The organism is Pseudarthrobacter arbutini, assembly GCF_054510915.1.
The window spans coordinates 48,575-61,016 of the sequence record NZ_JBTNDQ010000005.1 but is presented as its reverse complement, the minus strand read 5'-3'; the positions used below and the strand labels follow the sequence as shown (position 1 = coordinate 61,016).

General features: G+C 63.9%; 11 protein-coding genes. 4 read left to right on the top strand and 7 right to left on the bottom strand.

Features of this window, described 5'->3' with window-relative positions:
* Positions 1–8 precede the first annotated feature (8 nt).
* From ACX80V_RS07120 to dinB, 6 genes are all read right to left on the bottom strand, one after another.
* The gene (locus ACX80V_RS07120; RefSeq protein ID WP_485842547.1) at positions 9–1,805 is read right to left on the bottom strand and encodes a peptidoglycan D,D-transpeptidase FtsI family protein; all 1,797 of its coding nucleotides are present in this window, start codon (positions 1,803–1,805) and stop codon (positions 9–11) included.
* 62 nt (positions 1,806–1,867) lie between these two features.
* Positions 1,868–2,563, bottom strand: coding sequence for a cell division protein FtsL (gene ftsL / locus ACX80V_RS07115; RefSeq protein WP_485842546.1), 696 nt, complete (start codon positions 2,561–2,563; stop codon positions 1,868–1,870).
* Positions 2,560–3,552: a 16S rRNA (cytosine(1402)-N(4))-methyltransferase RsmH gene (rsmH, locus tag ACX80V_RS07110; protein WP_485837210.1), complete on the bottom strand. Its 993-nt coding sequence runs from the start codon at positions 3,550–3,552 to the stop codon at positions 2,560–2,562. The genes ftsL and rsmH overlap by 4 nt, the downstream gene beginning before the upstream one ends.
* A 168-nt stretch (positions 3,553–3,720) precedes the next feature.
* Complete coding sequence (mraZ, locus tag ACX80V_RS07105; protein WP_058929387.1) at positions 3,721–4,149, bottom strand: division/cell wall cluster transcriptional repressor MraZ; 429 nt, start codon at positions 4,147–4,149, stop codon at positions 3,721–3,723.
* A gap of 464 nt (positions 4,150–4,613) precedes the next feature.
* Positions 4,614–4,988, bottom strand: a complete 375-nt coding sequence (locus tag ACX80V_RS07100) for an SCO2097 family morphological protein (RefSeq protein ID WP_056342262.1) — start codon at positions 4,986–4,988, stop codon at positions 4,614–4,616.
* A 264-nt stretch (positions 4,989–5,252) separates the two neighbouring features.
* The gene (gene dinB / locus ACX80V_RS07095; RefSeq protein WP_485842694.1) at positions 5,253–6,410 is read right to left on the bottom strand and encodes a DNA polymerase IV; all 1,158 of its coding nucleotides are present in this window, start codon (positions 6,408–6,410) and stop codon (positions 5,253–5,255) included.
* Between the two features lie 140 nt (positions 6,411–6,550).
* Between dinB and ACX80V_RS07090 the strand changes: the two genes are divergently transcribed.
* Both ACX80V_RS07090 and ACX80V_RS07085 read left to right on the top strand, forming a co-directional pair.
* On the top strand, positions 6,551–7,078 hold the full coding sequence (locus tag ACX80V_RS07090) for a hypothetical protein (protein WP_485842545.1): 528 nt from the start codon (positions 6,551–6,553) through the stop codon (positions 7,076–7,078).
* Positions 7,075–8,169, top strand: a complete 1,095-nt coding sequence (locus tag ACX80V_RS07085; RefSeq protein ID WP_248761670.1) for a polyprenyl synthetase family protein — start codon at positions 7,075–7,077, stop codon at positions 8,167–8,169. Before ACX80V_RS07090 ends, ACX80V_RS07085 begins: the two co-directional genes overlap by 4 nt.
* 60 nt (positions 8,170–8,229) lie before the next feature.
* On the opposite strand, the gene ACX80V_RS07080 is transcribed toward ACX80V_RS07085, so the two are convergent.
* The gene (locus tag ACX80V_RS07080) at positions 8,230–8,583 is read right to left on the bottom strand and encodes an Rv2175c family DNA-binding protein (protein ID WP_058929391.1); all 354 of its coding nucleotides are present in this window, start codon (positions 8,581–8,583) and stop codon (positions 8,230–8,232) included.
* Positions 8,584–8,822: 239 nt separating this feature from the next.
* Here ACX80V_RS07080 and ACX80V_RS07075 point away from each other — a divergent pair, with 239 nt between their 5' ends.
* Entirely contained in the window at positions 8,823–10,214 is a 1,392-nt protein-coding gene (locus ACX80V_RS07075) for a lytic transglycosylase (protein WP_485842544.1), read from the top strand.
* A 118-nt stretch (positions 10,215–10,332) separates the two neighbouring features.
* Positions 10,333–12,405: a Stk1 family PASTA domain-containing Ser/Thr kinase gene (gene pknB / locus ACX80V_RS07070; protein ID WP_485842543.1), complete on the top strand. Its 2,073-nt coding sequence runs from the start codon at positions 10,333–10,335 to the stop codon at positions 12,403–12,405.
* The last annotated feature ends 37 nt before the right edge of the window (positions 12,406–12,442 follow it).

Below are 12,442 nucleotides of genomic sequence, written 5' to 3'. Positions count from 1 at the left end.
GCTTGATGCTACTTGGCGTACTGCGGCAGCCTGGCCGGTTCGCCCGTGGACGGCTGGACGTTGTAGGTGCGCAGCGCCTGGCTCATGACCGAACGGAACACGGGCCCCTGCGTAATGCCGTAGATATTGCCCTTGGGCCGCTGCAGCACCACCTCAACAATAAACCGGGGATCATCCATCGGTGCCATCCCCACAATTGAAGCGGTGTAGCCGCAGAACCCTGACTTCCCGTCGTCGCACGGCGATTCAGAGGTACCGGTCTTTGCCCCCACCCGGTATCCGTCGATCGCGGCGTCCTTGATCTGGCCTTCGGTAACTGCGCTTTCCAGGATGTCCTGGACCTGCTGCGCGGTGCCGTCCGACACCACCTGGCGGGAAGGCTGCGGGGCGACTTTCTCCTCTGTTCCGTCCGGTGAAACGTACGCGTCAATCAGGCGCGGCTGGAGCATCACACCGTTGTTGGCGATGGTCTGGAAGGCTCGAACCGTCTGCAGGGTGGACTGCGATACGCCCTGTCCGAACAGCACCGTGTATTCCTGGCGGCCGTCCCACTGGTCCGCCGGTGTGAGAATGCCGGAGGCCGTAGCCGGCAACCCAATGTCGGGGGCTTCGCCGATGCCGAATTTCTTAAGCCAGTCGTACCGTTGTTCCTTGGTCAGCCGCGACCCGGCCGCCACGGTGCCGGTGTTCATTGACCAACCCAGGATTCCGGCGAGCGTGCGCTCCTCGGTGCCATGGGTAAATGCGTCTGTGAAGGTCTGGCCGTCCACGGTGTACGACGGTCCGAGAGTGAACGTATCCAGGGGGCTGGATTTTCCTTCTTCAATCAAGGCGGCGGCCGTGATCATCTTCTGTACCGAGCCGGGCTCATACGCTGCGGTCACGGAGCGCACGCCGCGGTCCTTGGCGGCCACCCGTCCGGGATCGTTCGGATCCGGGGCATTAGTGTCCGCCATCGCGACAATGTCACCGGTCTTGGCATCCATCACGGTGATGACACCCCACTCGGCGCCCTGTTTGTCTGACTGGCTCTGAATGGCCTGCTGGGCGAAATACTGGAGATCGGAATTGAGCGTGAGCTTGACGTCCTTGCCGTCCTCCGGCGGTGTCAGCTCATCCACACCGACCGGAATCCGGAGACCGTCGGCACCGATCTCGAAGAGCCGCTTGCCGTCCTTCCCGCGCAGCAGCCCATCCTGCGTCTGCTCGATCCCCGCCTGGCCCGTGTTGCCGTCCTGGAGGAAGCCGATAATACCGCCGGCCACGGAACCGTTGGGGTACACGCGTTTGCTGACGCCCTCAGTGACGATGCCGGGAATACTGAGATCCGAGACCCTGAGCTCAACGTCCGGCTTCAGGTCCTTAGCGACGATGTGGTACTTCGATTCGCCCGTCACGGCGTTCCTGAGTTCGTCAGCGTCCATGCCCAGGACAGCCGCGAGTTCGCTGATGCCCTGCTCCCGGCTGACTTCAACAAGTTTGTCCACGCCCTCCTCCAGGCGCCAGAACTTCTCTGTCTTCGTGTTGGTGGTTTGGTCCACCACAATGTTGTAGCGGATCACACTGTTGGCCAGGACCGTCCCGTTGGCGCTAAGGATGCTGCCGCGTTCGGCGGGGAGGGAGGTCTCGCGCATCCGGTAATCGAGCGCAGCTGCGGCCATCCCGCCGACGTCGAGCCCTTGGACGAAAAAGAGCTTGCCGCCCACCACTAATAGCAGCGTCAGCATAATGCCCAGGCCGAGGCGCAGCCGCTTGGTGGCGTTAGGGGCCTTGCCGCTTTTTGCCTTGCCCGTCCTCTGCGCCACCGTGATTCCCTTGCTGCTCGCCTTGTTGCCTGTTTATTACCTGACTGGCTGTCCTTCAGCGGCTACCGGTTAGACCCGGGCACCTTCTGTTCGGGTGCTGGAACCGAACCGCCGTGGAGCTCCACGGCACGCGCCGGTGGTGCGGGCGCTTCAGCCGGCGATGCTGCAGCGGCAGGTGCCGCTGCACGGGCCGGTGCAGCGGCCGCAGCAGGGGCCGGTTCCTCGGCAGCCGGTTTACGGTTCCTCAGCGGCTCCCACTTCGTTGCCGGGGGAACCACGGTGAGCACTCCCTCTACGGCTGGAGCAGGGATAACCGATCCAGCCGCGCCACCCTTCACCGCCGGAGTTGCCTTGCCCGTGACGGCAAGGGTGGAGAGGTCGATCTGGCCTTTGACGGTCGAAGCCACCATGCCCAGGTCTGAGGCCTTTGCCGCCAGGTTCTGGGGCGCCTCGAAGTTTTGGACCTGCTGTGTCAGGTCCTGGTTCTGCTTGGTCAGAGTGCTTTGCTTACCCCTCAGTTCCACCAGCTGGTACTGGGAGGTAGAGACAGAGATGTTCAGGACCAGCACGGCTACGAGCGCAACAGCGAGCAGGGCGAAACACATCACCACAAACGGCGCACGGCGCTTCTTGGGGGCGGAACGCACCACAGACAGGGGTGTGCGTTCCCTGCGGCCGGTGCCAGAAGGAAGCGACCTGATCGCCGGGGCGCTGCTGCCGGAGACGACCGGAAAGTTCTTGACGGCGGCAGTACTCATGCTTCTCTCCTGGCTCTGATACGTTCCACGGCCCGCAGCCTGGCGGAGGCTGCGCGCGGATTTTCTGCAATCTCGACGGCGGTGGGTACCTCGGTGCCCTTGGTCAGGGTTTTGAGGAACGCCTTGTGTTCCTCAAGCTCCACCGGAAATCCGAGCGGCGCGGAGGATTTGGAGCCAGCCTGGAAAACTGATTTGACGATTTTGTCCTCGAGGGAGTGGTAAGACATCACCACGATGCGTCCGCCCAGGGCCGTTGCTGCCACGGCGGCAGGAACAGCGCGCTCCAGCACGTCGAGTTCCTCGTTCACTTCAATACGCAGTGCCTGGAACGTCCGTTTGGCCGGGTGGCCGCCCGATTTGGCGGCTGCCGCCGGCACCACGGAGCGGATCTGTTCCACGAGTTCCCCGGTGGTGGCGAAAGGCTTAACTGTCCTCGCCGCCACAATCCTGTTGGCGATCCGGCCGGCGAACTTCTCCTCGCCCCACTTCCGGATGATCCTGACGAGATCCTCTTCGCTGTAGTTGTTGACCACATCTGCTGCGGTCTGGCCGCGGCTGGTGTCCATCCGCATGTCCAGCGGAGCGTCAAAGGAATAGGCGAAGCCTCGCTCACGCTCGTCCAGCTGCAGGGATGAAACGCCCAGGTCCATCAGGATGCCATGAACCTGTGCCACGCCCAGGTCTTCGAGGACGTCGGCGATTTCGTCGTAGACGGCGTGGACCAGGTCAGTCCGGGAAGCGAAAGGCGCCAGCCGCTCCCCTGCCAGTGCCAGGGCTTCCTCATCACGGTCGATGCCGATCAGGTGCAGATCCGGGAAACGCTCCAGCATGGCTTCGGAGTGGCCGCCCATGCCGAGGGTCGCGTCAATCGCGATGGGGGTTTCACCTCGGAGGCGGGCCGCTTCGAAGCCGGGGGCCAACAAATTGATGCACCGGTCCTTGAGGACCGGCACATGGCGTTCGGACGTTGGCTTCGGGTCATCGTTCATGCCTTCGTCCTTTCCTGCCGTGGGTGTTGGTGGTGCTGCTTCTTGAGCCAGATCCCCATCCGCGCCTATCGTCCTGCCGGCCTGGCTCCGGGGAAGTGAGCCAGGTTGACTGTTCGATGGGCGGCTGGAGATCTCGTTCAAGAAGCATCCGCCGGGCCGTTCAGGTGATCACAGGATCCCCGGAATGGCGTCGTCGGTTTCGGAGAAGGCGGTTTCCTTCTCCGCGAGGTACTCGTTCCAGGCCTGGGCATCCCAGATCTCGGCCCGGGTTCCTGCACCGATAACGGCCAGCTCCCTGCCGAGGCCTGCGTACTCCCGGAGCGCGGCCGGAATGGTTATGCGCCCCTGCTTGTCAGGTACCTCGTCCGAGGCTCCAGAGAGAAAGACGCGGATGTAGTCCCGGGCCTGCTTGGAGGAAATGGGCGCCTCCCGCATTTGCTCGTGGACACGTGCAAATTCCTGCTCACTGAAGACGTAGATGCAACGTTCCTGTCCCCTGGTGAGAACAAGCCCGCTGGCAAGCTCCTCACGGAACTTCGCAGGGAGGATAATTCGGCCCTTTTCGTCCAGACGTGGCGAGTGGGTGCCCAGAAACACTGGCCCACCGCCTGTCTGCCGTCAGGAACTGCACATCCCCTGTGTTGCAACTACCCTCTTATGTCCTCCACATTACTCCACTTTCCACCACAGTCAACGCAAATCAGGCCAATATTCCCCCATTTCAGGCCTTTGTCCCCCAAATGGCGCGGGAGCAGGCGGTGGATGGAAGTGGAGGGCCTGGCGCCGTTTCGGCGCGAACCATAACTGCCCGACGGCGGTGCCAGGCCGCCGTCGGGCTCTCATCTGACGCCGGCGGCGGATCCGCGGTCCCCGGGCTCCCCAACCACGTAGGAGTAGGTGCCGGTTTGAGCGCTCAAACAGACCCCTGGCGCTACCTGCCTCCGGGTTAAAAGCAGAAGACCCGCCGGGGCGGGTCTTCTGCTGCGGTCATCCTGACCGTGGGGAGGGAAATGGAGGACGGCACGGCCTATCGCCGTGGAACCGTTCCTGCAGGCGCTTCCTTAGGATTCGTCGCGGCGACGCTCGTCCCAGCGTTCTTCCAGGCTGGACATAAAGGAACTCCGGGGCTTCCCGGACTTACCAGTGCCAGGTGCGGAGCGCTGCTTGCCGCCGGACGCGTTACGCATTGTGGCGAAGTACACACCCGCGCCCATAACCACGAAGCCCAGGACACCCACGAAGATGTTCTGGACTGTAACGCCGACCAGGAGCAGGGCGATCCCCGCGAGGGCGCAGAGCACCCCAATCACGATGTGACGGGTGGACCACGTTCGCCCAGGGTCCGAACCCATGGAATTCGCGAACTTCGGATCGTCCTCGTGCAGCTGCTTCTCCAGCTGCTCCAGCAGCTTCTGTTCGTGCTCCGAGAGCGGCATCACGACCTCCTTAAGTAGGCCAACGTCCGGGCTGGTCCCATCCCGTACTACTGCTCCGATAACGACCGACATGCCCGGGAGGTTCCCGCCCCGCCGACGATGGCGGAAGGCGAACACCGGCATGCGGGCCATTGGAACTGCAGCATGTCCAAGAAGTCCGGCAATAACTGAAAACTATGTACATATAAGGATAGTTTGTCGGGGGCCGTTCTGAAAGACGGCCATCACCTCCCTGAAACTCGCAGGCAAGGTGCCGGCGCCCTGCTAAGACCCGTTTCCGGAATCCAGCAGACTGGCGGGGAGGACGGATTTGCTTCCGAATTTCCGGCTTACCTCGTCCAGGGCCTGTTCTGCTGCCCGCCAGTTGTCATCCCGGCGGTCAAGGCTCAGCTGAAGGGACGTGTGGGCGGTGTCTTCGAGCTGCTCGGCCCGGATGCCAACAAGCCGCACGGTCATGGGACGGCTCCCCAATGATTCCAGGAGCTGGATGGCCACGGCATAAATCAGCTGGGCGCTGTCAACGGGTGTGTGCACAGTGCGGCTCCTGGTGATGGTGGAAAAGTCGGCGTAGCGGAGTTTCAACGCCACCGTCCGTGCCACCATCCCCGAACTCCGCAGCCGTCCTGCCGTCCGGTGCGAAAGCCGCAGCAATTCCCGGGCGATCAGCGCGTCATCGCCCGTGTCCACGGCGAACGTCTCCTCAGCTCCGATGCTCTTCTCGAGCCTCACGGGCGTCACGGGCCGCGGATCGATCCCCCACGACAACCGGTACACGTGCTCACCGGTGGCACCCAGCATTTTCTTAAGGGAGGACACCGGCGTGGCCGCCACGTCCGCCACCGTCCGGATGCCCATCCGGGCAAGGACGTCCGTAGTCTTCGCGCCGATTCCCCACAAGGCCCCGACGGGCAGGCTGTGGAGGTAGGGCACTGTCTCGTCGGGTCCAATCAGCAACAGCCCGTCCGGCTTGCAACGCGTGGAAGCAATCTTGGCCACGAACTTACTGGCTGCAATGCCCACGGAGGCCGTAATGCCCAGTTCGGCAGCCACCCGGCGCCGGATCAATTCGCCGATGACGCGCGGGGGTCCCAACCGGCGGATGGCGCCGCCGACGTCCAGGAAGGCTTCGTCCACACTCAGTGGTTCCACGAGATCGGTGATGGACTCGAAGATTTCCATCAGCTGGGCGGAAACCTCGTAGTACAGCTTGTGGCGCGGTTCAATGATGACCGCTTTGGGGCACATCCTGGCCGCGACCACCATGGGCATGGCGGACTTCACCCCGAACGCGCGTGCTTCATACGACGCCGAGAGGACCACTGAGCGGTCGGCGGGAAATCCAACGATCACCGGTTTGCCGCGGAGTTCCGGCCGCGTGCGAAGCTCCACGGAGACGAAGTAGGCGTCCATGTCCACGTGCATGATGCAGTTACGCCGGAGCTCACGAAGACCCGCTTCGGTGTACTGGTTGTTCCGCTCAGGCCCCACACCGGCAATTGTATCGGTTGGTACTGACTAAACTGGAGGCTGAATCCGGCATCAACACCAGGAGGACAGTCCCTGTGACCGTCATGAGAAGTCTTAAGCCAACAGGATTAGCGGCACTGGCCGCGGGCGCTCTGCTGGCCCTCGCCGCCTGCAGCCCCGCGGAGCCCGGAGTGACATCATCCTCCCCAGTTACCTCCTCACCAGCGTCGGGCGGCGCCAGCACCACCGCGTCCGCCAGTCCGACGGCGTCGCCGGGAACGTCCGCCACTGTTGGGACAATCGTCGCGGGGTTCCCGGAAACGCTGCTTCCCCTGATGCCCGGCGCCACGGTGATTTCGAGCAGCTTTGACAAGACCTCAACGCCCGCCACCGCGGCACTCGTGGCAAGCATCAATGCCCCGACTGCCGCCGTCATGGATTTCTACACAAAGCACCTGGAGGCGCAGGGATTCAAAGCCGTCCCCGGCGACGCAGTGGGCGCCGTTGCTTCCAAGGACTTCGTCCGGAACGACTCCGAGACGGTCAACATCGCCGCCGTCGAAGCGGCCGGTGTCTCCACGTTCACCGTCGGCGCCAACGTGGCTGCTGAGTCAGCCAAGTGAGCGTTTCGGAGCAGCTAAGGATTGAGCAGACTGCATTCGTCGCCGCCGTTGCCGGTGAGCTGACAGACTTCCTCACCACGCGGCAATCCCTAATGGCCGCCATTTCACCCGATATCGATCCCATTATGGGTTCCATTTCCAACCTGGTGACCGGGGGCAAAAGGCTCCGTGCGCTGATGTGTTACTGGGGATGGCGCGGCGCGGGCGGCGAGCCGGCGGCCCAGGAAATCGTGACGGCGGGATCGGCCCTGGAGCTTTTCCAGGCAGCTGCCCTGATCCATGACGACATCATTGACCGCTCCGACACGCGGCGGGGCGGCCCCAGCGTGCACCGCCGCTTCAGCCAGCTGCACCACGCACAGGGCTGGGCTCTGGACAGCGAGCGGTTTGGGCATGCAGCCGCGATCCTCACCGGGGATCTTTGCCTCTCGTTCAGCGAGGAGGCCTTCACGGACATCGGCGCACAGGCAGCTGCAGGCAGCAGGGCACGGCTGATCTTCAACCTCATGCGTGCCGAGGTGATGGCGGGGCAGTATCTTGACATCCTCGAGGAAGTGGCCGGTCCTGTCCGGGACCGGGCCGGAGCAGTGACACGGGCACAGTCCATCATCAGGTTCAAGTCCGCCAAATATTCCACTGAGCACCCGCTGGCGCTTGGCGGCGCCTTGGCGGACGCTCCGGACGAGTTGCTCCGGGGCTACTCGGCCTTCGCGTTGCCGCTGGGCGAGGCGTTCCAACTGCGCGACGACGTCCTGGGCGTCTTTGGGGACCCTGTCACCACGGGCAAGCCTGCAGGTGACGATCTCCGCGAAGGCAAGCGGACCGTACTCATTGCCCTCGCGCTGGGCCAGGCATCAACCGCCGAATCGGCGTTTATCGATGCGAAGCTGGGCAGCCCTGACCTGGGCGACGCCGATGTGGCCGAGATCCGCCGGATCATCGAAGAGTCGGGGGCGCTTCAGGCCACTGAAGTGCTGATCAACGAATTTGGCGCCGCGGCGTATGACGCACTGGAACAGCTGCCGCTGGAAGAACTGCCCAAGACTGCCCTGCGGAAGCTGGCGGAAGCGACGGTCAGCCGCGCATCCTGACGTTGGCGCCCGTCTTGGCCACGTCCGCGGGCCCGGCGTTGTCCGGGCCCTTTGTGCTGCTTACCAGGCCAGGGTCTGGGCCCGGCGCCTGATTTCCGTCTTGCGGCCTTCCCGCAATGCATCAATCGGCCGGCCGCGGAGCGACTCGTCGGGGGTAAACAGCCAGACGATGAGATCCTCGTCGGAATAGCCGGCGTCCGCCAGGACCACAATGGTCCCTTTGAGGCTGTCGACAACCTGGCCGTCCAGGATAAACGCGGCCGGAACTGAACGTATCCGGCGCTCCCCGACCCGCAGGGCCGCCAAAGCGCGTTCATCAATAAGGCCATGGACTCTCGTAATCGAAACGTCCAACAACTGCGCGACATCCGGCAGGGGCAGCCACTCGCCCACAAGGCTTTCTACGTTACTCACGGATCAAGGTTGCCACGGCCGGAGCCCTGCCGCCTAGTCGGGATTGGCCGCCACTGCCGCGAATCACGCGACACTCCATAAAACTCTTTATTCTGCGTGGGGCGGAATTCTTGTGCTATGCGAATTTTCGTGAGAGATTCACATAGATCACATTTGAAACATCAATAACTTAAGTAACACTAGTATCAATAGTCACATCGCATCTCCCGCCCCGGCAGTTGAAGAAGAGGATTCTTTCCATGACGACGTCCCGCTCGCCAAAGCAGCCCTCCAGGCAGAGCCTGCCTATGATTGCTGTCACCACAGCAGCGCTTCCTGCGGTTGTCCTGTCGTCGTTGGCCCTCGCCCAGCCTGCTGCCGCAGAGGCCCCTGCCCGCGCTATCCCGGCAACCCTTGCCGCCGCGATGAAGGCCCAGGCAGCCGAACCTAAGGCTGCCCTGATCCCGGCGGCCTCGGTTTCCACTACCATTCCGGCTGCCTTCCAGCCCATGCAGCCGGTGGCTCCCGCGGAATACACTATTGCCCGGGGAGACACCATCAGCGGAATCGCCGGCAAATTCGGGCTGGACACATACGAGGTCCTTAAGCTCAACAACCTCCAGCCGAACACCATCATCTACCCCGGCCAGAAGATCAAGCTGTCGGGCACGGGTTCCGCCCCCGCCCCGGCTCCTGCGGCCCCTGCCGCGGCCGCTCCGGCCAACGCCGGAGGCAGCTACACCGTAAAGTCCGGCGATACGCTCGGCGCCATCGCGGCCCGGCACAACGCCAGCCTGTCGGACATTTTCGGCTGGAACGGCCTGAACATGCGCTCCATCATCTACCCCGGCCAGAAGATCAAAGTCGGCGCAGGTGCTCCCGCAGCCCCGGCTGCACCGGCTTCGGCCGTGCAGCCTTCTTCCGCTCCCGCAGCGCCGGCTCCCGCGCCTGCTGCACCTGCTCCCGGCGGTTCATACACGATCAAGGCCGGCGACACCCTGTCCGCGATCGCCTCCCGGCACGGCGTCAAGCTCTCGGACATTCTGGCGGCCAACCAGCTGAGCATGACTACTGTCATCTACCCCGGCAACAAGCTGGTGATTCCCGGCGCCTCCATTCAGCCCGCTTCGTCCGCCCCGGCCGCCCCGGCGGCCCCCGCCGCCCCGCTGGTGCCGAGCTCCTTCCTGGGTTTCACCTACCCCGCTGCCGTTGTGAGCTCTGCCAACGAGAACAAGGCCTTGCTGAACGCCTCTCCCGTACCGTCCCGGGCCGAGATGCGCGCAATTGTGGCTGACACGGCACGCCAGATGGGAGTGGACCCCACCCTGGCCCTGGCCTTCGCGCACCAGGAGTCCGGCTTTAACCAGCGTGCGGTTTCACCTGCCAACGCGATCGGCACGATGCAGGTCATCCCGTCCTCCGGGCAGTGGGCCTCAGACCTCGTAGGGCGGAAGCTGAATCTGCTGGACCCCTACGACAACGCGACGGCCGGCGTGGCGATCATCAAACGGCTTATCGCCACCAGCAAGGACCTCGACACAGCAATTGCGGGGTACTACCAGGGCCAGTACTCTGTCAGCAAGTACGGCATGTACGACGACACCAAGGTTTACGTAGCTGCCATCAAGGCGCACCAGAAGAACTTCGGCTAAAGAGCCACCGCGCCACTGTCCCCCATGCCTGCTGACGCCGGCCCGGGGGGGGGTAACGATAAGGGTCCGGACCGCACGTCGGTTCGGACCCTTTTCCATGCGGGATTAGTATCGTAGGGTGCAGGAACAAGTGTCAGACCGTCTCGTTGGAACGCTGGTGGACAACCGCTACGCCGTCCGCTCCAAACTCGCGCGCGGCGGCATGTCCACCGTATATCTGGCAACGGACCTTCGGCTGGAACGCGATGTTGCCCTGAAGGTCCTTCATCCCCACCTCGCCACCGACGAGACGTTCCTGGACCGGCTGGGCCGCGAGGCGAAAGCCGCCGCGAAGCTGTCCCACGCCCATGTGGTGGGAGTCCTGGACCAGGGTAACGACGGCCAGACGGCCTATCTGGTCATGGAACACATCAAGGGTCACACCCTCCGGGACGTCATCAGATCCAAAGGTGCGCTGCCTCCCCGCCTGGCCCTTGCCCTGATTGATCCGGTAGTGCAGGGCCTCGGCGCGGCCCATGCAGCGGGGCTTATCCACCGGGATGTGAAACCGGAGAACGTCCTGATTGCCGACGACGGCCGGATCAAGATCGGCGACTTTGGACTGGCCCGGGCGGTAACGACGTCAACGAGCACCGGGACGCTGATCGGTACGGTCGGTTACCTTTCCCCCGAGCTTGTGCTGGGAAAGCAGGCTGACACCCGGAGTGATATCTATTCGGTGGGCATCATGCTCTATGAGATGCTGACCGGCCAGCAGCCGTACGACGGCGAGGTCCCCATCCAGGTTGCGTACAAGCACGTGAATGAAACGGTCGGTCCGCCGTCGGCCTTGGTGCCTGGCCTCGCCGCCGAGGTGGATGAACTCGTCCAGTGGTGCACCGCAAACGATCCCGAGAACCGCCCGGTGGACGGCAACGCCCTGTTGCAGGAACTCCGCCACATCCGGACCAACCTCACGGATGCCGAACTGGACCTCAGGCCGCCTGCCGCGACCCCGGAAGGCCAGCAGAACCAGACCGAGATCATCGCCCGCACCAACAACCCCACCGCCGTGATGTCGTCCTTCTCCCGGCCGCAGCCACAGCACCCACCGCACGCTCCGCATGCCCTGTATCCGCCCGACGCCGACTACCGGCCAGGCCAACAGTTCCGGCCGGAAGCGCACTACAGGCCAGATGCTCAAGACGCCGTCCCGGCAGCGACCCCCCTCAGCAAACGCGCCCGCCGCAAGCTCGACAGGGAGGACGAGAAGACAAGGTCCCGGGCTGCGGCGACCCCGGTCCGGAGTCTGCGGGAGGGGAACCCGCGGCGCCGCGGCGCCCTCTGGGTGGTGGTCCTGGTCATCATCGCGTTGCTTGCCACAGGAGCCGGCTGGTTCTTCGGCATGGGCCCCGGGTCGCCGGGCACCATTCCGGCGGTCGCCAACAAGTCAGTGGCCCAGGCCCAGCAACTGCTGAGCGAGGCGGGGTTCCAGTCGCGTACCAACGATGTCTTTGACGACGACGTTCCGTCCGGCCTCGTTGTGGGCTCCGACCCGACTGCCGGCACAGAGACCAGGAAGTTCCAGCTCGTGTCCCTGTTTGTTTCCAAGGGACCGCAACTGTTCGAACTCCCGAAACTGACCGGCGGAACGCTCGACGACGCTAAAGATGCACTGAACCAGGCCGAAATGGCGCTAGGTACCGTCACTGAACAATTTGATGACGCCGTTGCCGCCGGCGTTGTGTTGGCCCAGGATCCCGCCGCAGGAACCCCGGCGCGCCATGGCACTCCGGTAGCCCTGTCCGTCTCCAAGGGCCCGCAGCCGATCCCCGTTCCGTCAGTCGTCGGGCTGGAGGAGGACGCCGCCGTCGACGCCATTAAGGCGGCCGGGCTCAAGGCCGATGTCGCGAAGGACAAAGTCAACGATCCCAAGGTGCCCAAGGGGTCGGTTGCCGCGCAGTCGCCTGCGACCGGCGCCCTGACCAAGGGTGGCCTGGTGACGCTGACCATTTCAGACGGACCGAGGCTCGTCGAAGTCCCCAGCTTCATCGGGAAACAAGCCAAGGAAGCCGAAGAAGCGCTGCGTGCGCTGGGCTTCGAGGTACGGGTGAACAATATCCTCGGCGGCTTCTTCGGCACGGTACGGGATCAGGACCCGGTGAAGAAGAAGGTGCCTGAAGGCTCCGTCGTCACCCTGACAGTGGTGTAGCCGGCGGTCTGCCGGCCACACCACCGGGGACGTCCGA

What these genes read in the sequence shown, in the direction of transcription:
- ACX80V_RS07075 (WP_485842544.1), top strand. Translation starts at nt 8,823, where the DNA reads ATGACGACGTCCCGCTCGCCAAAGCAGCCCTCCAGGCAGAGCCTGCCT.
- dinB (WP_485842694.1), bottom strand. Translation starts at nt 6,410, where the DNA reads ATGCACGTGGACATGGACGCCTACTTCGTCTCCGTGGAGCTTCGCACG.
- ACX80V_RS07100 (WP_056342262.1), bottom strand. Translation starts at nt 4,988, where the DNA reads ATGCCGCTCTCGGAGCACGAACAGAAGCTGCTGGAGCAGCTGGAGAAG.
- rsmH (WP_485837210.1), bottom strand. Translation starts at nt 3,552, where the DNA reads ATGAACGATGACCCGAAGCCAACGTCCGAACGCCATGTGCCGGTCCTC.
- ftsL (WP_485842546.1), bottom strand. Translation starts at nt 2,563, where the DNA reads ATGAGTACTGCCGCCGTCAAGAACTTTCCGGTCGTCTCCGGCAGCAGC.